Annotated in this window: 27 protein-coding genes and 1 riboswitch; of the genes, 17 read left to right on the top strand and 10 right to left on the bottom strand. The window is 69.7% G+C overall.

The window, feature by feature from the left end; genetic code table 11:
* Positions 1 to 17 precede the first annotated feature (17 nt).
* Entirely contained in the window at positions 18 to 545 is a 528-nt protein-coding gene (gene greB / locus NBY65_RS04780) for a transcription elongation factor GreB (RefSeq protein WP_150039448.1), read from the bottom strand.
* A 225-nt stretch (positions 546 to 770) separates the two neighbouring features.
* On the opposite strand from greB, the gene NBY65_RS04775 reads away from it, so the two are divergent.
* Together NBY65_RS04775 and NBY65_RS04770 are read left to right on the top strand one after the other, a co-directional pair.
* A complete protein-coding gene (locus NBY65_RS04775; protein WP_239002686.1) occupies positions 771 to 3596 on the top strand; it encodes a phosphoenolpyruvate carboxylase in 2826 nt (941 codons plus the stop codon).
* 97 nt (positions 3597 to 3693) lie between these two features.
* Complete coding sequence (locus tag NBY65_RS04770; RefSeq protein ID WP_150039447.1) at positions 3694 to 4485, top strand: DUF2189 domain-containing protein; 792 nt, start codon at positions 3694 to 3696, stop codon at positions 4483 to 4485.
* Between the two features lie 248 nt (positions 4486 to 4733).
* Here NBY65_RS04770 and NBY65_RS04765 read toward each other — a convergent pair whose 3' ends face one another.
* On the bottom strand, positions 4734 to 5192 hold the full coding sequence (locus NBY65_RS04765; protein WP_150039446.1) for a CBS domain-containing protein: 459 nt from the start codon (positions 5190 to 5192) through the stop codon (positions 4734 to 4736).
* A 208-nt stretch (positions 5193 to 5400) separates the two neighbouring features.
* Entirely contained in the window at positions 5401 to 6216 is an 816-nt protein-coding gene (locus tag NBY65_RS04760; RefSeq protein WP_150039445.1) for an enoyl-CoA hydratase-related protein, read from the bottom strand.
* A 303-nt stretch (positions 6217 to 6519) separates the two neighbouring features.
* On the opposite strand from NBY65_RS04760, the gene NBY65_RS04755 reads away from it, so the two are divergent.
* From NBY65_RS04755 to NBY65_RS04725, 7 genes are all read left to right on the top strand, one after another.
* Positions 6520 to 6843, top strand: a complete 324-nt coding sequence (locus tag NBY65_RS04755; RefSeq protein WP_203330383.1) for an AtpZ/AtpI family protein — start codon at positions 6520 to 6522, stop codon at positions 6841 to 6843.
* 47 nt (positions 6844 to 6890) lie between these two features.
* Positions 6891 to 7646, top strand: a complete 756-nt coding sequence (locus tag NBY65_RS04750; RefSeq protein WP_150039444.1) for a F0F1 ATP synthase subunit A — start codon at positions 6891 to 6893, stop codon at positions 7644 to 7646.
* A gap of 68 nt (positions 7647 to 7714) precedes the next feature.
* Positions 7715 to 7939 (top strand): ATP synthase subunit C family protein, encoded by a 225-nt coding sequence (locus NBY65_RS04745; RefSeq protein ID WP_150039443.1) that lies wholly within the window; start codon positions 7715 to 7717, stop codon positions 7937 to 7939.
* A gap of 17 nt (positions 7940 to 7956) precedes the next feature.
* Positions 7957 to 8541, top strand: coding sequence for a F0F1 ATP synthase subunit B family protein (locus tag NBY65_RS04740; RefSeq protein WP_150039442.1), 585 nt, complete (start codon positions 7957 to 7959; stop codon positions 8539 to 8541).
* Between the two features lie 11 nt (positions 8542 to 8552).
* Positions 8553 to 9062: a F0F1 ATP synthase subunit B family protein gene (locus NBY65_RS04735; RefSeq protein ID WP_150039441.1), complete on the top strand. Its 510-nt coding sequence runs from the start codon at positions 8553 to 8555 to the stop codon at positions 9060 to 9062.
* Between the two features lie 642 nt (positions 9063 to 9704).
* Positions 9705 to 10772, top strand: a complete 1068-nt coding sequence (locus NBY65_RS04730) for an SPOR domain-containing protein (RefSeq protein ID WP_150039440.1) — start codon at positions 9705 to 9707, stop codon at positions 10770 to 10772.
* Positions 10773 to 10936: 164 nt separating this feature from the next.
* On the top strand, positions 10937 to 11134 hold the full coding sequence (locus NBY65_RS04725) for a hypothetical protein (protein WP_150039439.1): 198 nt from the start codon (positions 10937 to 10939) through the stop codon (positions 11132 to 11134).
* Positions 11135 to 11220: 86 nt separating this feature from the next.
* Here the strand turns inward: NBY65_RS04725 and gcvP are convergent, their stop codons facing one another.
* The 4 genes from gcvP to NBY65_RS04705 all read right to left on the bottom strand — a co-directional run bounded on the left by gcvP (position 11221) and on the right by NBY65_RS04705 (position 16583).
* Entirely contained in the window at positions 11221 to 14103 is a 2883-nt protein-coding gene (gene gcvP / locus NBY65_RS04720; protein ID WP_150039438.1) for an aminomethyl-transferring glycine dehydrogenase, read from the bottom strand.
* Complete coding sequence (gene gcvH, locus NBY65_RS04715; RefSeq protein ID WP_150039437.1) at positions 14100 to 14474, bottom strand: glycine cleavage system protein GcvH; 375 nt, start codon at positions 14472 to 14474, stop codon at positions 14100 to 14102. Before gcvH ends, gcvP begins: the two co-directional genes overlap by 4 nt.
* A 13-nt stretch (positions 14475 to 14487) precedes the next feature.
* Positions 14488 to 15627: a glycine cleavage system aminomethyltransferase GcvT gene (gene gcvT / locus NBY65_RS04710; RefSeq protein WP_275266240.1), complete on the bottom strand. Its 1140-nt coding sequence runs from the start codon at positions 15625 to 15627 to the stop codon at positions 14488 to 14490.
* 193 nt (positions 15628 to 15820) lie between these two features.
* Positions 15821 to 15931, bottom strand: a riboswitch (glycine riboswitch).
* 106 nt (positions 15932 to 16037) lie between these two features.
* Positions 16038 to 16583 carry a hypothetical protein gene (locus NBY65_RS04705; protein WP_150039436.1) on the bottom strand — a complete coding sequence of 182 codons (546 nt, stop codon included), beginning with the start codon at positions 16581 to 16583 and terminating at the stop codon, positions 16038 to 16040.
* 173 nt (positions 16584 to 16756) lie between these two features.
* Between NBY65_RS04705 and ispH the strand changes: the two genes are divergently transcribed.
* The 6 genes from ispH to NBY65_RS04675 all read left to right on the top strand — a co-directional run bounded on the left by ispH (position 16757) and on the right by NBY65_RS04675 (position 22824).
* Complete coding sequence (gene ispH / locus NBY65_RS04700) at positions 16757 to 17710, top strand: 4-hydroxy-3-methylbut-2-enyl diphosphate reductase (protein WP_150039435.1); 954 nt, start codon at positions 16757 to 16759, stop codon at positions 17708 to 17710.
* A gap of 43 nt (positions 17711 to 17753) precedes the next feature.
* Positions 17754 to 18713, top strand: coding sequence for a homoserine kinase (locus NBY65_RS04695; protein WP_150039434.1), 960 nt, complete (start codon positions 17754 to 17756; stop codon positions 18711 to 18713).
* A complete protein-coding gene (gene rnhA / locus NBY65_RS04690; RefSeq protein ID WP_408894818.1) occupies positions 18697 to 19176 on the top strand; it encodes a ribonuclease HI in 480 nt (159 codons plus the stop codon). The genes NBY65_RS04695 and rnhA overlap by 17 nt, the downstream gene beginning before the upstream one ends.
* A gap of 493 nt (positions 19177 to 19669) precedes the next feature.
* The gene (locus tag NBY65_RS04685) at positions 19670 to 20137 is read left to right on the top strand and encodes a MarR family winged helix-turn-helix transcriptional regulator (protein WP_150039432.1); all 468 of its coding nucleotides are present in this window, start codon (positions 19670 to 19672) and stop codon (positions 20135 to 20137) included.
* Positions 20137 to 21240, top strand: coding sequence for an HlyD family secretion protein (locus NBY65_RS04680; RefSeq protein ID WP_150039431.1), 1104 nt, complete (start codon positions 20137 to 20139; stop codon positions 21238 to 21240). The genes NBY65_RS04685 and NBY65_RS04680 overlap by 1 nt, the downstream gene beginning before the upstream one ends.
* Before the next feature lie 51 nt (positions 21241 to 21291).
* Positions 21292 to 22824 (top strand): DHA2 family efflux MFS transporter permease subunit, encoded by a 1533-nt coding sequence (locus tag NBY65_RS04675; RefSeq protein WP_150039430.1) that lies wholly within the window; start codon positions 21292 to 21294, stop codon positions 22822 to 22824.
* A 93-nt stretch (positions 22825 to 22917) separates the two neighbouring features.
* Here the strand turns inward: NBY65_RS04675 and NBY65_RS04670 are convergent, their stop codons facing one another.
* On the bottom strand, positions 22918 to 23400 hold the full coding sequence (locus tag NBY65_RS04670; protein ID WP_150039429.1) for an MmcB family DNA repair protein: 483 nt from the start codon (positions 23398 to 23400) through the stop codon (positions 22918 to 22920).
* A gap of 69 nt (positions 23401 to 23469) precedes the next feature.
* On the opposite strand from NBY65_RS04670, the gene NBY65_RS04665 reads away from it, so the two are divergent.
* Positions 23470 to 23919 carry an Rrf2 family transcriptional regulator gene (locus tag NBY65_RS04665; protein ID WP_150039428.1) on the top strand — a complete coding sequence of 150 codons (450 nt, stop codon included), beginning with the start codon at positions 23470 to 23472 and terminating at the stop codon, positions 23917 to 23919.
* 31 nt (positions 23920 to 23950) lie between these two features.
* Positions 23951 to 24367, top strand: coding sequence for a metallopeptidase family protein (locus tag NBY65_RS04660; RefSeq protein WP_150039427.1), 417 nt, complete (start codon positions 23951 to 23953; stop codon positions 24365 to 24367).
* On the opposite strand, the gene NBY65_RS04655 is transcribed toward NBY65_RS04660, so the two are convergent.
* Positions 24364 to 24969, bottom strand: a complete 606-nt coding sequence (locus NBY65_RS04655) for a uracil-DNA glycosylase family protein (RefSeq protein ID WP_150039426.1) — start codon at positions 24967 to 24969, stop codon at positions 24364 to 24366. The genes NBY65_RS04660 and NBY65_RS04655 overlap by 4 nt on opposite strands.
* Positions 24966 to 25871: a LysR substrate-binding domain-containing protein gene (locus NBY65_RS04650; RefSeq protein WP_162530426.1), complete on the bottom strand. Its 906-nt coding sequence runs from the start codon at positions 25869 to 25871 to the stop codon at positions 24966 to 24968. The genes NBY65_RS04655 and NBY65_RS04650 overlap by 4 nt, the downstream gene beginning before the upstream one ends.
* Between the last annotated feature and the right edge of the window lie 37 nt (positions 25872 to 25908).

The raw sequence follows: 25908 nt of genomic DNA, 5'->3' as shown, positions 1-25908 counted from the left end.
TGGCGCATCCATGGGCATCAGGACGGGGTCGGATAGCGGATCGCCAGTACCTCGACGTCCTCCACGCCCCGTGGCGTGTGCATCTTCACCACATCGCCCACGCGCGCGCGCAGCAGGGCACGGGCGATCGGGGAATACAGGCTGACCTCACCGCGGGTGATGTCGGCCTCGTCGGCCCCCAGGATGGTGACGGTGCGTTCGGTGTCATCCTCGGTGGCGTAGGTCACGGTGGCGCCGAAGAAGATCCGGTCGCGCTGGGGCTGGCAGGCGGGGTCCACCACCTCGGCGATGTCCAGCCGCTTGGTCAGCCAGCGCACGCGACGGTCGATTTCCCGCAGTCGCTTCTTGCCGTACAGGTAATCGCCGTTTTCCGAACGGTCGCCGTTGCCGGCCGCCCAGGAGACGATTTCCACCACCTTGGGCCGCTCGACCCGCAGCAACGTCTGCAGTTCCGCCCGCAGCCGGGCGTTGCCCGCGGGCGTCATGTAGTTCTTGGTCCCGGGCGGCAGCCTCGGGCCTTCTTCCTCGTCATCCTCGTCGGTCATCTGCGTTCCGCCTTCTCGCCGCCGCGCGACGGCATCAGGGCTGCGTCATGCCATGGCAGCCCGCTCGCTGGCCATGCCCGCCGGGCCGCCGCCCTGGCCTGCCGCGCGCCTGCCCTGCGTGGCCGTGCTTGTCATGCGGGGCCGGATGGCGCGAGAAACATCGGCCCCTGGACCGCGGCTTGCATCGCGCTGGCCGCCGCATGGCGGTGAGAAGGCGGAGCGCACATGAACGACGACGGCACGAGCGTGGCGGACATGCCCCCGCCGGCGGAACAAGGCATCGGTGCCACGGCGGAGGATCTGCTGAGGCTGCTGGTCCGCGCCCAGGCGGGGACCGTCCAGGATCCGTTCGGCAACCCGGTGCTTTCGGTGGCGCTGTCGATTGCCCGGCAGGTGGATGACGGCCGGCTCGACGAGGCTTCGCTCTGGGCGCTGGTGCGGCATCTGCGCGACGCCGCCTTCGCCGACCGGGCCCGGCGGCTGGCCGATTATGTCGGCGGCACCGACCGCGCCACCAACGAGGCGGCCCTGGTCAAGGCGGCGGGCCATGTGCTGCGCCCCGACCCCGCCGACAGCCCGGTGCCCTGGGCGCGCTTCCGTGCCCAGGTGGAGCGCACCCGCTATGCCGCGGTGTTCACCGCGCATCCGACCTTCGCGATGCCGGCCGAGGTCGCCCAGGCCCTGGCCGAGATGGCCTGCGGCGGCCCGCTGGTCAGCTTTGAATCGCATCGTCCGCGCTCGATCTCGCTCGAAGACGAATTCACCCAGGCCCGCGCGGCGATCCTGCGCGGCCGCACGGCGCTGGATGCGCTCTGCGCCGCGCTGCTGCGGGCGGCCCGCGATACCTGGCCGGATCGCTGGACCGAGCTGATGCCGCGGCCGATCGTGCTGTCTTCCTGGGTCGGCTACGACACCGACGGGCGCACTGATATCGGCTGGTGGGATACGCTGCGCCTGCGCCTGCGCATGAAGCGCCTGCAGCTCGAGCGCCTGGCCAAACAGGTCGAGGGCCTGGAGCATGCCGACGCCCTGTCCGCCCGCATCGCCGAGGCGGTGGCGGCGGTCACGAAGCAGATCGAGTCCTGCCCGATCCAGCCGCAGCCCAGGGCCGTCGCCACCTTCGCCCACGCCCTGGTGGACCATGCCGATACCGCCCTGCGCACGCCCACGCCGCTGCTCGACCTGTTCGCCACGGCGATCGCCGCGGCCGAGGGCGAGGACAAGCTGCAGCTCTGCATCGCCCGGGCCGGGCTGGTGACGCACGGGCTGTCGCTGGCCCACACCCATGTCCGGCTGAACGCGGCGCAGATCCACAACGTGGTGCGCCAGCGGCTCGACATCGCCGATCCGCCGGAAGATCCGGCGCGGCGGCGGGCGCTGCTCGCCGCCATCAACGCCGCCCTCGATGCGGTGCAGCCGGTGCCGGTGGATTTCGGCGCGCTGCTCGCCGACCAGGCCTCGGCGGCGCGGCTGATGATGACGGTCGCGCAGATGGTCAAGCACATCGACGGCTCGGTGCCGGTGCGCTTCCTGATCGCCGAGACCGAGACCGGCTACACCCTGCTCGCGGCGCTCTGGCTGGCCCGGCTGTTCGGCATCGCCGACCAGGTGGAGATCAGCCCGCTGTTCGAGACCGCCGAGGCGCTCGGCCGCGGCGCCGAGGTGCTGGACGAGGCGCTGCGCAGTCCGCATTACCGCACCTACCTGCAGCGCACCGGGCGGCTGGCGCTGCAGTTCGGTTATTCCGATTCCGGCCGCTATGTCGGCCAGATCGCCGCCACCTACCTGATCGAGCGGCTGCGCCTGAAGATCGCGGCGACGCTGGCCAAGCACGGCGTCACCGGTGTCGAGGTGATCCTGTTCGACACCCATGGCGAGAGCGTCGGCCGCGGTGCCCATCCCGGCTCGCTGGCCGACCGGCTGCGCTATCTCTCGCCGACCGTCAGCCGCCATGCCCTCAGCCACGACAACCTGCCGGTGCGCGAGGAAAGCGCCTTCCAGGGCGGCGACGGCTACCTGCTGTTCGGCACCGACGACCTGGCGCTGGCCAGCATCGCCCGCATCGCCGAGCACGCCTTCCATCCCGGCGCCGGCCCGGTCGAGGATCCGGTCTATGCCGATCCCGACTTCTCCGCCGATTTCTTCGCCACCGTCCGCGCCGGCATGGAGGGGCTGGTCGAGGATGCCGGCTATGGCGCGCTGCTCGGCGCCTTCGGTCCTTCCTTGCTGGACCGCACCGGATCCCGCCCGCCGGCACGCCAGAGCGACGGCATGGGCACCGCCACCCGCATCCGCCACCCGCGCGAGCTGCGGGCGATCCTGAACAACGCCATCCTCCAGCAGCTCGGCTGGATGGCGAACACGCTGCAGGGCCTGGGCAGTGCCGCCTCGCGCCACCCGGAGACCTTCCCGGAGCTGCGACGCAGCAGCCGCCGCTTCCGCCGCGCCCTGGATCTGGCGTCGCATGCGCTGGCGCATTCCGATCTGGACGTGCTGCGGGCGGTGGTCGGATCGCTCGATCCCGGTTCCTGGCTCGACCGTGCCGCCCATACCACCAGGCCGGGGCGGCGCGAGGAATTGATGGCGGTGGCGCAGGCGCTGGAGCGACTGGACCTGTGGGCGGTGGCGCAGTCGATGTTCCGTCGCGTGCAGGCCGACCATCTGGCGCTGCGTGCCGCCTGGCCGGACGCGCCGTCGATGGCGCCGCGCGAGATGCTGCTGCACGCGCTGCGGCTGGCGGTGATCGGCCGGATCTGGTTGCTGGCGACGCATATCCCCGAATTCTCGCCGCGCCACGGCTTCACCCGCCGCGACATGGAGGCGGCGATCCTGCGGCTGGAGATCCCGGCGGCGGTGTCGCTGCTGGCCGAGATCTTTCCCGAAGCCCCCGATGCCTCGGCCGAGAGCGACTATGCCGAGCCGCCAGGGCCACGCGCCTGGCAGGCCTATGGTCGCGAGCATGCGGAGGTGTTCGCGCCGATGCGCCGGCTGTTCGACCTGATCCGGGAAATCGCGACCGCCGTGACCCACGAGGTCGGGGCGTTCGGGTAATCGGCGCCACTGCGCCGGGTGGGTCATCGGCGCAGTGGCACCGGCGGGTCTGACTCGGCTAGGCTCCCCCCACAATCCGCGCCTCTGGGGGGAGCGCATGTCCGAGAACGAGACGAAGGCGCCGGCATCCCTGTTGCCGTTCGCCGAACGAGTCCGTCTGGTGCACACCGATGCACCATTCCGCTGGCTGGCGGCCGGGTGGTCCGATTTCCGCCACGGCCGCGGCATCAGTGCCGCCTACAGCCTGGTCTTCGTCGTCGGCGGCTTCGTGCTGACGGCGGGACTGGTGATGGCGGACCTGGACTACCTGATCGCGCCGCTCACGACCGGTTTCATGCTGGTGGGCCCGGCGCTGACCGTCGGTTTCTACGCCATCAGCCGTGACCTGGAGGCCGGCCGCGAGCCGTCCCTGTCGCGCGCCTTCTCCGCCTGGCTGGACAATCCCGGGCCGTTATTCGCCATGGGGCTGGCGCTGGTCGTCTTCCTGGTGGTCTGGCTGCGCTTCGCCGCCCTGGTGTTCGCCCTGTCCTTCCCCGATGTCGGCTTCGACTGGGAGAGGGCGGTGACGGCCACGCTGTTCACCGCCAACGGGTTGACATTCCTGCTGCTCGGCACCGCGGTCGGGGGGGTGATGGCCACCTTCGCCTTCGTCGCCGGGGCCTTTTCGCTGCCCTTGATGCTGGATCGCCGGATCGGGCTGCTGGAGGCGCTGGTGACCAGCGCCACCGCGGTGGTGCTGAACCCGCGCGCCATGGCGGTCTGGGCCGGCCTGATCCTGCTGTTCACCGCGGCCGGCCTTGCATCCTGGTATCTGGGGCTATGCGTGACGCTGCCGTTGATCGGGCATGCCACCTGGCATGCCTATCGCGGGGTGATCCGGCCGCTTTGAGACAACGGGCGCTCAGGTCCGGGGGGGCGAAAGCGGCGGCAGGTCCGGTCCTGGCATTGGGGGCGGTGTCTGTCCGGGCGGCACCTGCACGTCCGGCCATGGATCGGGCGGGACCGGCGGGCGCGGTTCGGGGATCTCCGGATCCAAAGGGGGCTCGGGCTGGGTCATCGCGATGGCTCCATGGCTTTTCATCGGGCCAGGCGGCGCGACCGCCAGGACACCATGGTCCTGGCGGTCGGCCTGTTTCCCTACCTGCTATGGGCGGAGCCGGTTCCCCCGGTCTGCGAGCGCGCCCCGCCTGGACGCGACACGCCCGACAGTGCCTCGCCCGCGGGCTGCGGCCCCTCGCCGAAGGCAATGTCGCCGAGCGAGAGAATCCCAACGAGCCGCTTCTCGCGGTTCATCACCGGCAGGCGCCGCACCTGCTGTTGTCCCATGTTGCTGGCGACCTGATCGAGATCGTCGTCCTCGAAACAATACTTGATGTCCTGGGTCATCACCTCGCTGACGCGGGTGTCGACCCCTTTGCCCTGCGCCACCGCGCGCACCGCGATGTCGCGATCGGTCACCATGCCGACCAGCCGGTCGTCCTTGCCCACCGGAAGCGCGCCGGCATCGCTTTCGGCCATCGCGCTGGCCGCGTGCTGGATGGTGTCGTCGGGACTGGCGATGCGCACGGTGCGGGTCATCTTCTCGCTGACCTTCATGGCTTGTTTCCTCGTTTTTTTGATGCTTCGGCGCAGGTGGCCGCGACCGGGTGGGGGCAGTCGAGGCCGGAGGCGAGGCATCGGCATCAGGCCATTGCGGTTGCGGTCCGTCTGGTCACGTCCACCAGGCCGTGCAGTGAACGCACCCTGGCAGCAGCCGGTTCACCCCGGCGCCTTCAGCGTCGAGGCCGGCCGGGCAGGGGACGCGTCACCGTCCCAGGAAGGTCGGGGGGCGCTTTTCCAGGAAGGCGCTGACCGCCTCGAGATGGTCGGCGGTGTTGTGGCACATGCCCTGCACCACGGCGCAGAGTTCCAGATGGTCGCGGAACTCCAGGCGCTGGGCCTGGCGCAGCAGTCGCTTGGTCAACCGCACCGCCTGCGGTGGCTTGGCGGCGAAGCTCGCGGCGAGTTCGCGGGCGCGGGCGTGCAGGTCGTCGGGCTCGACCACCTCGAGCACGATCCCCAGATCACGGGCTTCCCCGGCCTCCACCATCCGTCCCGAGAAGCTCAATTCCGCGGCACGCTGGTAGCCGACGAGGCGCTGCAGCAGCCAGCCGCCGCCATCGCCCGGGATCAATCCTAAGTTAAGGAAGCTCTCGGCGAACCGGGCCCGGGTGGAGGCGATCCGCACATCGCACATCAGGGCGAGGTCAAAGCCCGCGCCGATTGCCGGGCCATTCACCGCCGCGATGGCGGGCACCTCCAGCCCGTGCATCGCCACGGCCATCCGCTGGATGCCGCGCCGGTACTTCGCCTGCACCTCGTAGACGTCGCCGCCGAAGCTGCCCTGGTCGCGCTCCAGCATGTGCTTGACGTTGCCACCGGCCGAAAAGGCCGGGCCATCGGCGGTGATCACCAGGACGGAGACCCGCTCGTCGCGGCTGCACCACTCCGCGACTTCGGTGATTTCGGCGGCGAGCCTGGTGCCGGTCAGCTCGTTGCGGACCTCCGGGCGGTTCAGTGTCAGCATGGCAACCCGGCCTTCCATGGCCAGGGTCGCATCCTGCAGAGCCGGCGGCGCCATCGACGTTCCCATTATTCAAGTGCTTCCGGTGCAGACATACATCAATTTGTCACATCCCCCAATCGGCCTGCCTGCCAGCTCGTTGTCTCTTCGTGCCGGGTCGCCCGGCTTCGTTCCCGCGCCGAGTCGCGGCAGGGGACGCGGGCGAGGGGGACGGGACGCCAGGGCGGCAGCCATTCGTTTCGGCGGGCGCTGTGGTGCGATGGGGGAATTGTCACACGGCAACCGTTCTTGACACCCTTCGCCCCCACCGCTAGCAAGCCGTCGCCTTCCGGCAAGGCGACTTGCGCAGGGGCGGACGAAATGAGCGGAACCGACGGCGGCGGCAAATCCTTCGAGGAACGGCTGCAGGCTGCGCGGCGCAGGCAGGGGATGGATGCCCCGCCGCCGGGTCAAACCGGTGGGCCGGCGAAGGGGGCACCAACAGCCCTCGGCATTGGCCTGCGCGTCGGCGTGGAGCTGGTGTCGGCGATGGTGGTGTCGGTCGTCATCGGCTGGTGGTTGGACCGCTGGCTGGGGACGCGTCCGATCCTGCTCGCAGTTTTCGTCCTGCTGGGGGGTGCGGCCGGTGTGGCCAATGTCTGGCGCCTGATCGGCCCCGGACGGCAGCCGCCCGGGGGGACATGAAACTGACCTGACCGCCTTGGCGGTCCATATGGGACGAGGACGAAACAGTGGCTGCCGAAGGACACTCGATCGACGCCCTGGGGCAGTTCAAGCTCCACACCGTAGGTTCGGTATTCGGCTCCTCCGTCAACTTCACCCAGTCGAACCTGATGATGCTGGTGGCCGGGGCGCTGATCCTGGCCCTGCTTTATTTCGGTGCGCGACCGAAGGCGGTGGTTCCGGGACGGCTGCAGGCTGCGGCCGAGCTGGCCTACGACTTCATCCACAGCATGTGCACCGACCAGATCGGTGAGGAAGGGCGTCGCTTCTTTCCCTTCGTCTTCACGCTGTTCTTCTTCATCCTGTTCGGCAATCTGCTCGGCCTGCTGCCGTTCAGCTTCACCTACACCAGCCATATCGCGGTCACCGCGACCCTGGCCCTGACGGTCATCGTGCTGGTCACGGTGGTGGCGCTGCGCATCCACGGGCTGCACTTCTTCAGCTACTTCTTCCCCTCCGGGGCGCCGAAGTGGCTCGCGCCGATCATCATCCCGATCGAGATCATCTCCTACCTCTCGCGGCCGGTCAGCCTGTCGATCCGACTTTTCGCCAACATGGTCGCCGGCCACGTGATGTTCGAGGTGTTCGCCAGCTTCATGCTGATGATGGCGGCCGCCGGGATCTTCGGTTACGTCGGTGCGGTCGGGCCGCTGGTGCTGAACGTGGCGCTGATGGGCTTCGAACTGCTGGTGGCCGTGCTGCAGGCCTATGTGTTCGCCATCCTGACCTGCATCTACCTGCACGACGCGGTGCACCTGCACTGACCGTCGCCCTCTCTGCCTCCCCCCCGGGGCAGGCCTGCCCCAACCTGAACGAAAAGGGACTGACCATCATGGATCCTGTCGCCGCGAAGGCTCTCGGAGCCGGTATCGCCGTGATTGCGCTGGCCGGCGTCGGCGTTGGCATCGGCAACATCTTCTCCTCGCTGGTGAACAGCATCGCCCGCAACCCGTCTTCGCGCGACCAGGTGTTCGGCATCGGCATCCTGGGCTTCGCGCTCACGGAAGCGGTGGCGCTGTTCGCCCTGCTGATCGCGTTCCTGATCCTCTTCACATAAGAGACGGAGACGCCGCGGTGCGTCGCCTCGCTCCGTTCGCTGCGGCAGGGATCTGCCTCCTGTCCTCGGCCGCCTTCGCGGCCGAGCAAAAGGAAGGCATGCCGCAGCTCGATTTCGGCAATCCGCTGACCATCAGCCAGATCGTCTGGCTGGCGGTCATCTTCTACGTCCTGTACCGGCTGCTCTCGGGTTGGGCTCTGCCGCAGGTCGCCGAGGTGCTGGAGAATCGGGCTGCCATCATCAGCCGCGATCTCGAAGCCGCTCGCCAGGCCAAGGTGGAGGCCGATGCGGCGGTGGCTGATCTCACCCAGGCGACGCAGAAGGCGCATGCCGCCGCCCAGGCCGAGATCGCCGGTGCCGTCGATGCCGCGAAGAAGGCCGCCGCCGCCCAGGCTGCTGCGCTGAACGAGCGGCTGGATGCCCAGCTTGCCGCCGCCGAGCAGCGCATCGATGCGGCCCGCACCGCCGCCATGGGCGCGCTGCGCCAGGTGGCGACCGAGACGACCAAGGTGGTGGTCACCCGCCTGACCGGCCGTACGCCCAAGGATGCGTTGGTCGATACGGCGGTCGGCACCGCGCTTGCCGCACGCGGCCAGGCCTGAAGGAGACCCGCATGCACGGAGAAAGCTTCTTCTCTGACCCACGTAGCTGGATCGCGGTCGCCTTCGTCATCTTCTTCGTCCTGTTCGGGGGCAAGATCTGGGCGGCGCTGGCGTCCTTGCTGGACAAGCGCGCCGCGGCGATCCGTGCCGAGCTCGCCGAGGCGCAGCGCCTGCGCAGCGAGGCAGAAGCCTTGCTGCGCGACGCGAGTGCGCGCCGCGACGAGGCCGTGGCCGAGGCCAAGGCCCTGCTCGAAGGCGCCAAGGCAGAGGCGGCCCGCCTGGCCGTCGCCGCCGAGGCCGAGGCGAAGAGCGCTGCCAACCGGCGGGAGCGCATGGCGCTGGATCGCATCACCGCTGCCGAAAAGGCGGCGCTCGATGAGGTCCGGCGTGCAGCCGCCGATGTTGCTTCCACTGCGGCCGAAGCGGTGATCCGTGAGGAAGTCACCGTCGACGCCGATGCAAAGCTGGTCGACCGGGCGATCGCGGGCCTGCCGACGGCCCTGGGCCGCCGCGCCGCCTGAGCCTTCCATCAGGCTGGGAATGCAGGAAAGGGCAGCCGCAAGGCTGCCCTTTCTGTTTGTCAAAACGGCCAGGGCGCTGCCCCGTAATAGGGCGTCAGGAAAGACCAGGGCTCCGCCCTGGACCTGCCGTCATGCGCACGCACGCGGTCGCGTGACGGCCACAAGGCCCTTGGATCCCGGTCTCGCTGCGCGGCACAGAAAAATAACGGGTTCCAAGGGCGAAGCCCTTGGTCGGTCCAGGGCGAAGCCCTGGTGGGGTGCGGGGCAACGCCCCGCCAGCGTCGTGACATACCTGAACGAATCAGCATTACGCTCAAATAATCAAAGCAGACTATAATATTTTCTTAGCAGAAATTATTCCCCAATAAGTTTACTGGTAAAGCAGCTCACATGGACTTCCAAGCGAAAGCTGAATCAAGATCGCCTGACCGGCTGATTCGGTGTTGGCAAATCGCGCTGCATATCTTTCATGCGGCTTGGACGATCCGAAAGGATGTGAAGCTGAGCGGACGGCATCCCGGTTTTTCCGCAGTGCCTCGCCCACGCCCCCCTGGTTTCCGGGACCGCAGCGAGTGGTGGTATCGGATCCTGCGGTGGCTTGCTTACGGCATGCTCGGGCTGGTTGGCGCGGCGGCCGTGTTGATGAGCATCGCGTTGATGGCCCGGCCCCGGTCCACGCCGCCGCGATCGCCCTCGCCCGAGGCTGCCCTGCTGGCGCCGGCTGCTCCGGTGCCGGACCGGCCGGGCGTGCCCGCGCCCGAATGGACGCCGCCGGCCGGGATGTCGGATGCACGGCTGCGTGCCTTGAACACGCAGGTGCAGGTGGAAACCTCGGTGCTGGCGGCGTTGCGGGAACAGACTGATCAGACGCGCCGGGAACTTGTGGACCTGCAGGATCAGCAACAGGCAGCCCGCGCCGCGCTGGCCGATGTGCAGCATCGCCTGGAGGTGGTCCGTGGCGAGATTGCCGGCCAGCAGCGCCAGCAACAGGAGGAATCGCGGGCGCTCGTGGTCAGGCCGGAAACGGCGCGGCCGGCGCCGTCCCGTCCGGCGGCCTCATCGTCCGCTGAACCGGCTGCCGCGGAGGCGCCGCGTCCGGTGCCGCCCCCGTCGACTGCCGCACTCAGCCGGGTGTTGAATCGGTTGCGTCAGCCGCCACAGCCCGGTGCCGAGGAAGAGAGTGCGGCGTCGGCGCAGCGCAGCCCTCCACCCGGATTCCTGGGTCAACTGGCGGTGCCCGCGGCCAGGCCGGAGCCGCCCCAGCCGGCGAAGCCGGAACCCACTCCTGCCCCTGCGGCGAAGCCGGAACCCGCTCCCGCCCCTGTGGCGAAACCGGAACCCGTTCCCGCGCCTGCGGCGAAGCCGGAGCCCGCTTCCACGCCGGCGGCGAAGCCGGAGACGGTCGCCGTCGCGACCGTTCGGCCGAAAGTGATCTTCTACTATCGAACCGGCTCGCCGCACGGGCAGGAGAACGCGAGCGACCTGGCGCGACGCCTGCTGTTCTCCGATTTTGCCTATGCCGAAACCCGGGTCGCATCCTCGGGACCGATCGTTGCGGCCATCCGCTTCTTCCATCGCGCCGACGCCGATGCGGCCCAGCGCCTGGCCAATCTGTTGCGGGGCGCCGGTACCGAGTTCTGGGTGCAGGATGGCACCGGCATGCAGAGCGGTGCTGCCCCCGGCACGCTCGAGGTCTGGCTTCCTTTGTGAGTGATGACCCTCCGTGAGTGATGACCGGGCATGCCCCGTGCACGGTGAAGTCACGCTGCATTCATGACGGCATGCGAGACTCGACGCCTTGATCGTGATGGACCGGCCGGGAGCGGCAGCTCCGGCTGATGACGGGGCAGCGTCAATGCCCAGGGAAAAAACGAATGGCCATGCAGGATGGATCCGCTGCCGTCGCGCGCGACATGGCACCTCCCTTTCCGGTTCCCGTTGCGTTTCCCGACGTGGACGCACGGGTCCTTGCCGAGGAAGTCGCGGGCGAGCGGTGGGACCAACTGCCGCAATGGCTGCGCCGCGGCTGGGCGGGCGGTCGGGCCCGGCCTGTCCTGCTGGCGGTTTGCTGACGTCGGGCAAGGAAAACGGGACGTTCCGATCGTGACGGGGACGCAGCCTTCGTCATGACCGGAACGTCAATGCCGGTCCGGCAGGACTATTCCGCGGCCCGGGCGTAGGCGTCCAGCGGCGCGCAGGTGCAGACCAGGTTGCGATCGCCGTAGACGTTGTCGACCCGCTTGACCGGGGGCCAGTATTTCGCCGCCGCCACCCAGGGCAGCGGGAAGGCCGCCTGTTGCCGCGGATACGCATGCGGCCACGCCTCGGCCATCACTTCGGCGGCGGTATGCGGCGCGTGCTTGAGCGGATTGTCGGCGCGATCGAGCCGGCCGGCGGCGATGTCGGCGATCTCGTGGCGGATCGCGATCATCGCGTCGCAGAATCGATCGAGCTCGGCCTGCGACTCGCTTTCGGTCGGCTCGATCATCAGCGTGCCCGGCACCGGCCAGGACATGGTCGGCGCATGGAAGCCGAAATCCTGCAGCCGCTTGGCGATGTCCTCCACCATCACGCCGGCCTCGGCCTGGAAGGCGCGGCAGTCGATGATGCATTCATGCGCCACCATGCCGTTCCGGCCGGTGTAGAGCACCGGAAAATGCGGCCGCAGCCGGGCGGCGACGTAGTTGGCGTTCAGGATCGCGACCTCGGTGGCCCGGGTCAGGCCCCGCGGCCCCATCATGCGGATATAGGCGTACGAGATCGGCAGGATCAGCGCGCTGCCGAAGGGCGCGGCCGCCACCGGGCCGTAGCCGGTGGCGGGGCCGGCATCCGGGCGCAGCGGATGGTTGGGCAAATGCGGGAGCAGATGCGCCGCCACGCCGATCGGCCCCACGCCGGGGCCGCCGCCGCCGTGCGGGATGCAGAAGGTCTTGTGCAGGTTCAGGTGGCACACATCCGCGCCGATGCGCCCCGGGCTGGTCAGCCCGACCTGCGCGTTCATGTTGGCGCCGTCCATGTAGACCTGCCCGCCATGCGCATGCACGATCCGGCAGATCTCCATCACCTGCTCCTCGAACACGCCATGCGTGCTGGGATAGGTGATCATCAGGCAGGCCAGCCGGTCCTCGTGCTGCCGCGCCTTGGCCGCGAGGTCGGCGAGATCGACATTGCCCTCGCGGTCGCAGCCCACCACCACCACGCGCAGCCCGGCCATCGCGGCCGAGGCCGGGTTGGTGCCATGCGCGCTGGAGGGGATCAGGCAGATGTCCCGATGCGCCTGCCCGTTCGCCTCATGGTAGGCCCGGATCGCCAGCAGCCCGGCATATTCGCCCTGGCTGCCGGCATTGGGCTGCAGCGACACGCCGGCGAAGCCGGTCGCCTGGGCGAGCCAGCCCGCGAGGCGGTCGATCAGCGCCTTGAAGCCCTCGGTCTGGTCGGCGGGGGCGAAGGGGTGCAGGTCGGCGAAGCCCGGCAGGGTGATCGGGATCATCTCCGCCGTCGCGTTCAGCTTCATCGTGCAGGAACCGAGCGGGATCATGCTGCGGTTCAGCGCGATGTCCTTGTCCTCGAGCCGCCGCAGGTAGCGCAGCATCTCGTGCTCGGCGTGATGGGCGGAGAACACCGCCTGGCCGAGGAAGCGCGAGCGCCGCGCGAGCGCGGGCGGGATCGAGCCGGGCGCGGCCCCGAGCCCGGCGCCGAGTACCTCGGCCAGCCGCACCAGCTCGGCGCGGGTGACGGTCTCGTCGAGGGCGATGCCGATGCCGGTGGCATCGAGGCGGCGCAGGTTGAAGCCGGCGGCGAGGGCGGCCTGCATGATCGCCTCGGCGCGCGCCGGGTCCGGCCCCACGTCGATGGCGATGGTGTCGAAGAAGGCGTCGTGGCGCAGCGTGTGGCCCCGGCGCCGGGCGCAGTCGGCCAGCAGCCGCGCCTGCAGGTTCACCCGGCGCGCGATCCGGGTCAGCCCCTCCGGGCCGTGCCAGACCGCGTACAGCCCGGCGATCACCGCCAGCAGCACCTGCGCGGTGCAGATATTGGACGTGGCTTTCTCGCGGCGGATGTGCTGCTCGCGCGTCTGCAGCGCCAGCCGCATGGCCGGCGTGCCGGCGGCGTCCTGGCTGACGCCCACCAGCCGCCCGGGCATGTGCCGCTTGAAGGCGTCGCGCGTGGCCATGTAGCCGGCATGCGGCCCGCCGAAGCCCATCGGCACGCCGAAGCGCTGCGCCGAGCCGACCACCACGTCCGCGCCCATCTCGCCGGGCGGGGTGAGCAGGGCTAGGCCGAGCAGGTCGGCCGCCACCACCGCCAGCGCCGACACCTCGTGCGCCGCGGCGATCTCGGCCGAGAGGTCGCGCACCGCGCCGGTGCTGCCGGGATACTGCAGCAGCAGCGCGAAGGGCTTCGCCGCCCGGATCGCCGCCACGTCGCCCAGCGCGACATCCACCAGGGTGAAGCCCAGCGGCTTCGCCCGCGTCGCCACCACCGCGCGGGTCTGCGGGTGCAGGTCGGTGGCGACGGCGACGACGTTGCTTTTCGCGCGGGCAATGGCATGCGCCATCGACACCGCCTCGGCCGCCGCGGTGGCCTCGTCCAGCAGCGAGGCGTTGGCGATCTCCATCGCCGTCAGCTCGCAGACCATGGTCTGGAAGGTCAGCAGCGCTTCCAGCCGTCCCTGCGCGATCTCGGCCTGGTACGGAGTGTAGGCGGTGTACCAGCCAGGGTTCTCCAGCACGTTGCGCAGGATCACCGGCGGGGTGTGGGTGCCGTGGTAGCCAAGGCCGATCAGCGATTTCCGCGTGCCGTTGCGGGCGGCCAGCGCGCGCAGCTCGGCCAGCGCCGCCGCCTCGTCGACGGGCGGCGGCAGGTCCATGGCCTGCTGCGTGCGGATCGCCTGCGGCACGGTCCGTGCCGCCATCTCCTCAAGCGTGGCCGCGCCCACCATGCGCAGCATCGCCGCGATCTCGTCCGCGGAGGGCCCGATATGCCGACCGATGAACGAATCCTCGGCTTCCAGCGCGGCCAGCTCGGCCAGCACGTCCATCATTCGGTCTCCAGGAAGGCCTGGTAGTCGGCCTCGCTCAGCAGCGCGTCGAAGGCCGCCGTGTCGGCGAGCGCCAGCTTGAAGAACCAGCCGCCGCCGGTCGGTTCGCGGTTCACCAGGGCCGGATCATCGACGATCGCCTGGTTGCTCTCGGTGACGCGCCCGGCGAGCGGCGAATAGACATCCGACGCCGCCTTGACGCTCTCCACCACCGCGCAGGCCTCGCCCTCGCCGACCTCGCGGCCGGGCTCGGGCAGCTCCACGAACACCACGTCGCCGAGCGCTTCCTGCGCATGGTCGGTGATGCCGACGACGGCGATGCCGTCCTCCAGCCGGATCCATTCATGGTCCTTGGTGAAGCGGGTCTCGGACATGGGCAGCGGTCCTTCAGCGGACATAACGATGGGAAACGAAAGGCAGGGGCACGACCTGGGCGGGCAGGGGCCTGCCGCGCACCAGCAACTGGATCGGGGTGCCCGGGGCGGCGAGGTCGCGGCGCACATAGCCCATGGCGACCGGCGCCCCGAGGCTGGGGCCGAAGCCGCCGGAGGTGACGCTGCCGCCTGCCGTGCCGTCGGGGGCGACCACGTTGGTGCCGGCGCGCGCCGGGGCGCGCCCGTCCGGGCGCAGGCCCACCCGCAGCCGGGTGCAGCCATGCGCGAGCTGGTCGCAGATCGCCTCGCCGCCGGGGAAGCGCCAGTCGGCGCGCCGGCGCTTGCCGATCGCCCAGGCAAGCCCGGCCTCCACCGGGGTGGTGAGCTCGTCGATGTCGTTGCCATAGAGCGGCAGCCCCGCTTCCAGCCGCAGGCTGTCGCGCGCGCCCAGGCCCGCCGGCTTCACCTCCGGCGCGTCGAGCAGCCGGCGCGCCAGCGCCTCCGCCGCCTCGGCCGGCACCGAGATCTCGAAGCCGTCTTCCCCCGTATAGCCCGAGCGGGAGACCAGGCAGGGCAGGCCGTCGATGCGCACGGCGGCGACGCCCATGAAGGGCAGGGTGGCGGTTTCCGGCGCCAGCCGTCCCAGCACGGTGGCGGCCGCCGGGCCCTGCAGCGCCAGCAGGGCGCGGTCGTCATGCCGCTCAAGCCGCACGCCCTCGGGCAGGTGGGCGGCGATATGGCCGAAATCGACTTCCTTGCGGCTGGCATTGACCACCAGGAACAGCCGCTCGCCGCCGAGATTGGCGACCATCAGGTCGTCGATGATGCCGCCGGCCTCGTTGGTCAGCAGCGTGTAGCGCTGCCGCCCGGGCTTCAGCCCGGCGATGTCGCCGGGCACCAGCGATTCCAGCAGCGTGGGCGCGAGCGCCCCGTGCAGGCTGCCCTGGCCCATGTGGGAGACGTCGAACAGCGCCGCCCCGCCCTCGGCGCGGCAATGCAGGTGCTCGGCCAGCACCCCGGCGGGGTATTGCACCGGCATGGAATAGCCCGCGAAGGGCACCATGCGGGCGCCCAGCGTGCGATGCAGCGAATCCAGGGGCGTGGTCTTCAACGGGGCTGGTTCAGCCCCTTCCGGTCCGATTTCGATGGGCACGGCATGGCTCCGCTCTCGGGTCGTCCCTCCGGCCCGATGCCGGAGGTCGGGCTGCTCCGGATTTGCCCGGTTGCCACCCTCCGACCCCCCTCTGTCGCGGAACCTGAGAGATTCGGGCGCCCGGAAGTTGCCGGCGCGTCCTTACTCCGTCGGTGCGGATCGGCATGGCGCCGCCCGGCTTTCCAGAGACCCGTATTATCCTGCGGTCCTTCTGCCTGAGCGTTTCCGGGGGCCGGTTGCGCCTTCGGCGACGATTGCCGGCGCCGCAAGGCTCTGGCGAATCGCTCTCTCCCGCAGGGAGATCCGAGTCCGGTCACCATGGCGGATCGCCCGCGCGAGTTCAAGCAAGCATGACTGCGGGGGGTGGGCCCCCCGCGCACGCTTCGGCGACGGTCCGGCCCCGGTCGGGGTTACCGGCTGCGGCGGTTATAGGCGAGTTCCTCCGGCGTGAGCTGGAAGCTCACCCAGATCTGGTAGGCGGCCGCCGATTTCTCGGCCGAGACCGGGAAGATCAGCGAGACCTCCGGGCTGACCTGGTCCATCCGGTCGGTGTTGGGCGGGAATTGCGCGCGCATCGCGTATTCCTGCCGGTCGAGCACCCGGCCGTTCTCGGTGACGGCGATGAAATAGGGCACCGTGACGTCCCGGCCCTGCATCGCCGGCCCGCGGGCCACCGACATGGCGACCTTGAGCTTCGCCTCCACCTTCCTGCCGGCCTTGTCGGCATTGTGGCAGTTGGCCGGCACCGCGGTCAGGTGCGCGTCGATCACCAGGTCGGTCACGTCCCGCCCGGTGCCGCGGAAGCGGGTCAGGTCCGCGCCTTCCGGCAACAGCGTCAGTTGCGGGCAGGCCGGCGCGAACGCGTCCGGCCGTGTGCATCCGGCCAGGCCGCCGGCCGCCAGCAGCAGCAGCGCAGCCGTGCACAGGAACGGGATTGCGGGCCGGTGCCGGCTCATCTCTGTCTGGCTGGTGCGCGTTTTCACTCTCTCTGGCATAACCATAATGATGTTCCGCGATCGCAGACCGGCAGGCGTGGTCAAGGGCATCCGCAACTCCGAGAACGAGGGCCGAGCATTTGTCCAGTGAATCGACCGTGGCCATAGTGAGCCGCCCCAGCGCCGGGGACAACATGCCGGAAATTTCTTCTACCCGGCCCCCTCTGCGCATCCTGCTCGCCGCCCCCCGCGGCTTCTGCGCGGGCGTGGACCGTGCGATCCGCGTAGTCGAGGAAGCGCTGCGCCAGTACGGCGCGCCTGTCTACGTGCGTCACGAAATCGTTCACAACCGCACGGTGGTTGAGCAGCTCGAGGCCAAGGGCGCGGTCTTCGTCGACGAGCTCGATGCGGTGCCCGATGGCGGGCATGTCGTCTTCTCCGCCCATGGCGTGCCCAAGGCGGTGCCGGCCGAGGCGCGGCGCCGCTCGTTGCTGTACCTGGACGCCACCTGCCCGCTGGTCTCGAAGGTGCACCGGGAAGCCGAGCGCCATTTCGCCGCGGGCCGCCACATCCTGATGATCGGGCATGCCGGGCACCCGGAAGTCGAAGGCACCATGGGGCAGCTCCCGCCCGGGGCGATGACGCTGGTGCAGAGCGCCGACGAGGCGGGCACGGTGTCCCCGCCGGAAGGCGACCTGGCCTTCATCACCCAGACCACGCTCTCGGTCGACGACACGGCGGAAATCGTGGCGACGCTGCGCCAGCGCTTCCCCACCATCGGCGGCCCCAAGCGCGAGGACATCTGCTACGCCACCACCAACCGGCAGGCGGCGGTGAAGGCGATCGCCCCCGGCGCCGACCTGGTGCTGGTGATCGGCAGCCCGAATTCCTCCAACTCGCAGCGCCTGCGCGAAGTGGCCGAGCGGGCCGGCGCCGCCCGGGCGCTGCTGCTGCCCCGGCCGGAGATGCTCGACTGGGCGGACCTCGACGGGGTCGCGGTGCTGGGCGTCAGTGCCGGCGCCTCCGCGCCTGAGGAACTGGTCGAGGCCCTGCTGGAGCGGCTGGGCACCCGCTATGCGCTTTCGGTGGAGGAGCGGCGCGTCACCGAGGAAGATGTGGTGTTCCGGTTGCCTGCGCCCCTGGGGTGAGGTAGGCCGGGCCGGTTTTCCTGCCCGGACTCAGCTTCTCCCCATGGCCGTCTACACCGAGGTATCCGACGAGGCGCTCGACGCCTTCCTGGACGATTACGATATCGGGGAACTGGTTGCGTTCCGCGGCATCGCCGAAGGCGTCGAGAACAGCAATTTCTCGCTGCGGACCACGCGCGGGGATTACATCCTCACTTTGTACGAAAAGCGCGTCGATCCGGCCGAACTGCCGTGGTTCCTCGGCCTGATGGAGCATCTGGCGACGCACGGCCTGACCTGCCCGCTGCCGGTGCATGGCAGGGACGGGCAGGCGCTGCGGCAGCTCTGCGGGCGGCACGCGGCCATCACCACCTTCCTGCCCGGCGTCTGGCCGCGGCACGTGCGGCTTGCGCATTGCGGCCCGGTGGGGGAGGCGCTGGCGCGGCTGCATCTCGCCGGGGCCGGCTACGCCCCCACCCGCCGCAACGCGCTGGGGCCGCAGGGCTGGAGCCCGCTGCTCGAGCGCAGCCTGCCGGGCGCGGACGAGGTGCAGCCGGGGCTCGGCACGGAACTGCGGCAGGCGCTGGACGGCATCCTGGCGCAGTGGCCACAGAACCTGCCGGTCGGGCATATCCATGCCGACCTGTTCCCCGACAACGTCTTCTTTCTCGACCAGCGGCTCTCCGGGCTGATCGACTTCTATTTCGCCGCGACCGACATCCTTGCCTACGATCTGGCGGTGTGCCTGAACGCCTGGTGCTTCGAGCCGGACCTGTCGTTCAATGTCACCAAGGCCCGTGCCATGGGCCATGCCTACGCGGCGGTGCGGGAATTGTCGGCGGCCGAGCGGGCGGCGCTGCCGGTGTTGTGCCAGGGGGCGGCGATCCGCTTCGCGCTCACCCGCCTCTATGACTGGATCAACACCCCGCCCGGGGCGCTGGTCACGCGCAAGGACCCGGTCGAATACATCCGTCGCCTGCGCTTCCATCTCGCCGCCCGCGACGAGCATGCCTATGGACTCTGACCCGCCCGCGCCGGCGGAGGCCGGGGAAGAACCGGTCAGGATCTGGACCGATGGCGGCTGCAAGCCCAATCCGGGGCCAGGGGGCTGGGGGGCGATCCTGTGCTATCGGGGTCGCGAGCGTGAATTATCGGGCGCGGAACCGGCCACCACCAACAACCGGATGGAACTGACGGCGGCGGCCATGGCGCTGGAAGCGCTGACCCGACCGTGCCGGGTGGTGCTGCACACCGACAGCGAATACGTGCGCAACGGCGTGACCCGGTGGCATACCGGCTGGGTCCGGCGCAACTGGCGCAATGCCGCCGGCGACCCCGTTGCCAACGTCGACCTGTGGCAACGCCTGCTGGCGGCCGAGAAGCGCCATCAGGTGGAATGGCGCTGGGTGCGCGGCCATGCCGGCGACCCGATGAACGAACGCGCCGACCAGCTTGCGACCAGCGCGAGGGAAAACCTGCGCCGCTGAGCCGTGGCCTCGATCGCTTTCCCGCGACCCAGGCGGCGAGGGCGTTTACTTGCCGCGGCGAACCCGGACCGGAATGGGCTGCAGAGTCGCCGACGGGGCACAGGCCACCGCGGCGGCGGCGGCGGCAACGGCGAGAACGGTCAGCGACAGATTCAGCATTGTCCAAATCTCCTTCGTGCCCAGCGTATACGGGCGGACCGGCCGCGCGAAAGCGTGATCACGACAAGGATGTGTGATCTGGGCCGGGTCATTCAAGTGAATCGTGACTTCATTGCGGGGCGCATTTCACTGCCATGGCACACACAACAACCTTGCCTCCGCAAAGATTGCCCGAGCGGTAACATGTTCCGCAACTGAGCCCGGCCACACCGCCGGCGATGTCACGCCCGGCCGGCACCGAGCTTGGTTCCATGCTCTGTTGCATGACTGCCCATTGGTTCGCGCAGAAGGGGTGGTTCTTCACCTTAAGATAACGCTGCTTATTATATACCCCGTGCCCAATCAGACCGACCCCCTGTTCCTGATCCATGACCTCGCCCGGCAGTTGCGGCTCGACGCCGACCGCCGGGCCGGTTGCCACGGGCTCACCCGCGCGCAGTGGGTGATCCTGTTCTGGCTCGACCGTCAGCCCGGCCTGTCCCAGAAGGAACTGGCCGAGCTGGTCGAGGTCGAGCCGATCACGATCGCACGCCTGGTTGACCGGCTGGAGGCGCATGGCTTCGTCGAACGCCGCGGTGATCCGGGCGACCGGCGGGTCTGGCGCCTGCACCTGCTGCCGCCGGCCGCCCCGGTGCTGGCCGCATTGCATGCCGAACGCACCGCCATGCTGGCCAATCTCACGCGCGGACTGCCGCCGGAGACCCTCGCCATCGTCGCCGACGCCCTGGTCCGGATGAAGGCCAACGTGGTCGCCGGCCTGCGCCCCCGTGATCCGGTGCTCGCGCCGCAGGAGATCGCCTGATGTCGGACGCCACCCTCTCCGATGTGCCGCAGGCCCGTCGTGACGTCCTCGATACCCCGTTGCGGCGCCGCGCCCGCCTGCGCCTGCTGCGTCCCCTGCTGATGCTGGGCGGCATCGCCGCGGTCGCGATGGGATCGCTAACCTGGTGGCTGCAGGGCGGCCGCATCGTCTCGGTCGACAACGCCTATGTGCGGGCGGCCAAGCTCGCCGTCGCCACCGACGTCTCCGGGCTGGTGCAGGAGGTGACGGTCCGGGAAGGCAGCCTCGTGCGCGAGGGCGAGGTGCTGTTCCGTCTCGATCCACGGCAGTTCCGGATCGCGCTTGATGGCGCGCAGGCCAACCTCGCCCAGGTCGCCCTGCAAATGGAGGCGGCCAAGCGTGATTATCAGCGCATGCTGCGCGACATCGCCGCGAAGCAGGCCCAGGTGCAGTCCGACCAGGCCAGCTTCGATCGGTACGCCAGCCTGGTGCAGACCGCCGCCGTGGCCCGGGCCCAGTATGACGATGCGCGCTTCCGCCTCGCCGCCGACAAGGCCGCGCTGGAGAGCCTGCAGGTCCAGGCCCAGGTGCAACTGGCCAAACTCGGCGGCTCCGCCGATATCGAAGTCGAACGGACCCCCGAGTATCTCAGGGCCCTTTCCCAGGTGGACGAAGCCCGGCGCCAGCTCGATCACACCATCGTCCGCGCGCCCTTCGCCGCGATTGCGACCCAGGTCGAGCAGGTCCAGCCGGGCATGTATCTCACCGCCGCCACCGCCGCCTTCGGGCTGGTGTCGACCGAGCGTCTATGGGTCGAGGCGAACCCCAAGGAAACCGAGCTGACCCACGTCAAGCCCGGCGATCCCGTGCAGGTCACCGTCGATACCTATCCCGGCCGGGTCTGGCAGGGGCGGGTCGAGAGCATCGCCCCCAACAGCGGCTCCGAGTTCTCCATTCTTCCGGCGCAGAACGCCTCGGGCAACTGGGTGAAGGTGGTGCAGCGCATCCCGGTGCGCGTCCAGGTGGAGCGCCGGCCGGGCGACCCGCCGCTGCGCGCCGGCATGAGCGTGGAAGTGGCGATCGACACCGGCCACCTGCGCCATCTGGCCGATCTGATTCCGTAATAAAATCAAGGCCCCACTCCCGGCGCGGGAGGGGGCAACGGCCCCCGCAGCATGTCCGACGATCCCATCCCGCATCGTGGCCTGATCACCGCCTGCACGATGGTGGCCACGCTGATGCAGGCGCTGGATTCCACCATCGCCAACGTGGCGCTACCCTACATGCAGGGCAGCCTGGCCGCGACCAGCGACCAGATCACCTGGGTGCTCACGTCCTACGTGATCGCCGCGGCGATCATGACCGCGCCGGTCGGCTGGCTCGCCGCCCGGTTCGGCCGCAAGAACCTGTTCATCATCTGCCTCGCCGGCTTCACCCTGGCCTCCATGCTGTGCGGCGCGGCGCAGTCGCTCGGGCAGATGGTGCTGTTCCGCCTGCTGCAGGGCGTGTTCGGCGCGGCACTGGTGCCGCTCTCGCAATCGACCATGCTGGACATCTACCCGGCCGAGCGCCGCGCCGCGGCCATGGCGCTGTGGGGCATGGGCGTGATGGTGGGGCCGATCCTTGGCCCGACGCTCGGCGGCTACCTCACCGAGTACTATAACTGGCGGTGGGTGTTCTACGTGAACCTGCCCTTCGGCCTGATCGCCATCGCCGGGCTGGTGCTGTTCATGCCGAAGGACCGCGTGAACGCGGAGATGCGCTTCGACTGGACCGGCTTCGCCGTGCTCGCGCTCGGGATCGGTGCGTTCCAGCTCATGCTCGACCGCGGCCAGGACCAGGACTGGTTCGGCTCCCCCGAGATCATCACCGAGGCCGTGCTGGCAGGGCTGGGACTCTACCTGTTCGTCACGCACATGCTGACGGCGGAGAAGCCGTTCCTGCCGCCCAGGGTGTTCCGCGACCGCAATTTCATCGCGGCGCTGGTGATGATGTTCGCGATCGGCCTGGTGCTGCTGGCCAGTTCCGCCCTGCTCGCGCCCTATCTGCAGAAACTGGCGGATTATCCGGTGGAGCAGGCGGGGCTGGTGATGGCGCCACGCGGGATCGGCACCATGGCGGCCATGATGATCGCCGGACGCATCGGCGCCCGCGTCGACCAGCGCAAGCTGATGGGGCTGGGCCTGCTGCTGCTGTCCTGGTCGCTCTACGACATGAGCCTGTGGACGCCCGACATCGCCCAAAGCCGGCTGATCCTCACCATCGTCATCCAGGGCTTCGCGATGGGCATCATCTTCAATCCCCTTTCGGTGCTCGCCTTTGCCACCCTTGCGCCCGCCCTGCGCGGGGATGGCGCCGCCTTGCTCAGCCTGTTCCGCAATATCGGCATGGCAGTGGGCGTCTCCGTGACCTCGTTCTCGCTCGCCCAGCTGACCCAGGTCTCACATGCCGACCTTGCGGCGCACATCACTCCGTTCAACCGGGTGCTGCAGGCCGGCGACGCCGCAAGCCAGTGGCTCGACCCGACCACACCGGCCGGCGCCGGCCTGCTGGACACGATGATCAACCGACAGGCACAGATCATTGCCTATACCGACGATTACCGGCTGATGATGCTGGCAACCCTGCTGCCGCTGCTGTTCATCCCGCTGATGCGGCGGGTCCGGCGCTCCAAAGAAGTCACCGGGACACACGCGGCGATGGATTAAGGCAAGGGCTTCGCCCTTGACCCACGTCGTGCGCACGCACGCGGTCGCGTGACGGCCACAAGGCCCTTGGATCCCATTCGCGCTGCGCGGCATTCATTCAGGCCGCAGCGCCGTGCGCAGGGCGACAGCCGCCCCGGGGTCCTCGCAGAGCACGAGGCGCGAGGCGGCGAGAGTGGCAAAGCGCTGCAGCAGGCTGCGGCGACGGGACGCGGCCAGGGGATGCGCCGGGGCGTCGCGGATCACCTCCGCGGTCAGGTCGGCCGCGACCACGAGGCCAGTGTCGGCGGGCAGCAGGTCCAGCGGGAAATCGCTGTCCACCGCGAAGTAAAGCGCGTCGCAAAACGCCCGATAATCCTGCCATTTCTGGTCCGACAGAAAATCACGACTGCCGGATTTGACCTCGATGCAGGCAAAGCCGCCATCCGGCCGCAACGCCAGGATGTCGGCGCGCCGCCCGTTGGGCAACGGCACCTCGTGCAGCGGCGCCCAGCCCAACAGCAGGCAAAGCCGCGTGGCGGCGCGGCGCACCGCCTGGGCACGCTCCGCAAAAGTGATCCCTGAAACGGGTCCGGTCATCAGGAACTTAATGGCAATTGTGGTGGCGCGGTGGAAGCGTGTCGCCGGCTCCATTTTTCCGCGCTGGTAATGATCGCTACTCGTTTCGCGGTCGCGGTGCACATCCTGCTATTGCTCGCGCTCGCAGGAGAGGGTGCAACCGTGACCAGTCTCCGTCTGGCCGGACGTCTGCGGACGAACCCGGTCGTCATTCGTCGCATCACGGCCCAACTGGCCCGCGCCGAGCTGCTGCGCATCCGTCGCGGCCCGGGCGGGGCCGGCCTTGCCCGCCCGGCCGCTGCGGTCACGCTCGCCGACATATGGCATGCGGTGGATGCCGGCAGCGTGCGGCCGCTGATCCCGATGCACGCCGGCGGCGGCGACGCCGAGGGGCGGCGCATCCATGCCACGCTCTCCCATGCCTTTGCGACCACCGAGAAGGCGTTCCAGGCGGCACTTGCCGACGTCACGCTGGCCGATCTCCTGCAGCGCATGCAACAGGAGACCGGCGCCCCCGCGCTGCCCGCATCCCGCTCTTGACCGTCCGCCGCGGGCATGCGGCACTGTTGCCATGACGCAGGCCGAGCAGGCTCCGGGTTTCACCACCCCTCCCGACGCCGGGCATATCGTGGCACTGGCCGAGCGCGCGCTCGCCGCCATTCCCGCCCGGCTGCGCCGCCACGTGGCCGGCGTCGGCATCCACGTCGAGGAATTGCCCGACGACGAGACGCTGGATGAGCTCGAACTGGAATCCGCCTGGGAGCTGACCGGGCTTTACCGAGGCACGCCGCTGCACCAGCGCAGCGTCGACGACATCGCCCGCATGCCCGACCTGATCCTGCTCTATCGCCAGCCGATCCTGCTGGAGTGGATCGAAACCGGCGTGGATCTCTATGATCTGGTCCGCAACGTACTGGTGCATGAGGTGGCGCACCATTTCGGCTTCTCCGATGCCGAGATCGAGGCACTGGAACGGGAGATGGATTAACCCGCCGCGCCGCCGCCCGGATCCTGCCCGACCAGCCTGCCGACGCGCTTGCGCAGCACCGGCAGCACTTCGGCGGTGAACCACGGGTTGCGGCGCTCCCATGCGGTGGTCCGCCAGGACGGGTGGGGCAGGGGGAAATGGCGTGGCAGCCAGTCGCGGAAATTCCGGACCCGGCCCGTAACCTCGCCAGGCCCCGCGACGAGGGCCTGGGCGTAGGAGCCCACCAGCAGCGTCAGCCCGACCGCCGGCATCAGCGGCAGCAGGCGGGCATGCCAGGTGGGGGCGCAGATTGGCTTCGGCGGCGCATCGCCCCCGCCGGGCAGCCGTCCCGGATAGCAAAGCCCCGTCGGCACGATGGCGATCCGGCCGGCGTCGTAGAACGTGTCGCGGTCCATCCCCAGCCAGCTTCGAAGCCGGTCACCGGAGTGGTCGTTCCAGGGAATGCCGGTCTCGTGCACCTTCGTCCCCGGCGCCTGCCCGATGATCAGCAGCCGTGCGGTCGGCGAGACCCGGAAGACCGGCCGCGGCCCGAGCGGCAGGTCGTTGCAGCGCGTGCAGGCCCGCGCCTCGGCGGCAACCGCCGCCAGCCGCTCACCGGTCACGCCGCGGCGAGGCCGTTGCCGGTGCGGCGCGTCTCGGCCCGGAAGGTCTCGATGATGTGCGTCTCCAGCACATCCGTCACCGGCTGGCGCGCTTCCCGCCCCTTCAGCAACAGGATCGCCGTTTCCGGCAGTTCCGGCAGCCGCTCGCCATGGGGCACGACGCGCAGCCCTTCCGGCACCCAGTCGATGGCCGAGACGGTGACGGCGAGCCCGGCCACCACCGGGGCATGCGTGCCGGCCAGGGTTGCCGAGGTATAGGCGACCCGATAACGAATTCCCGCCCGTTCCAGCGATCCCAGGGCGGCCTGCCGCCAACTGCACTGCATCCGCGCCAGCGCCACCGGCAGCGGATCGAGCCGGTGCGGCGCATGCCGCGACGACGTCACCCAGCGCAGCGGCCCGCGCCAGAGCTCGGCCGCCTTCCAGGCCTTCGGTTCATTGCCCTCCGTGCACAGCGTCAGGTCGAGCTCGCCCGCGCGCAGCCGTTCCCCCAGTTCGTTGGACGGCGCGCACAGCACTTCCACATCCACCGCCGGATGGCTGTCGGCGAAGCGCTTCAGCACCTGGGGCAGGTAGCGCAACGCATAATCGTCCGGCGTGCCCAGCCGCACCGTGCCCTGCACGTGCGGGGCCCGGAACGCCGCCCAGATCTCGTCGTTCACCGCCAGGAAGTCACGCGCGCGCTCGAGCAGGTAGTGGCCATGCGGCGTGAGCGTGACCGCCCCGCCCTTGCCGCGCAGCAGGAGCTTCTGGCCCAGCAGCGCCTCCAGGCGCTGCACCTGCATCGACACCGCCGATTGCGTCCGCCCGACACGCTCGGCGGCGCGGGTGAAGCTGCCTTCCTCCGCGATGAAGGCGAAGGCACGCAGCAGATCGGGGTCCAGCCCGGGGGGGAGCGACATGGGTATCAAGATATCTGATGGAATCCATCCAGACAAT

The sequence above is a fragment of the Rhodovastum atsumiense genome, assembly GCF_937425535.1.
Classification (GTDB): domain Bacteria; phylum Pseudomonadota; class Alphaproteobacteria; order Acetobacterales; family Acetobacteraceae; genus Rhodovastum; species Rhodovastum atsumiense.
This window is presented reverse-complemented; position numbering and strand designations above follow the sequence as displayed.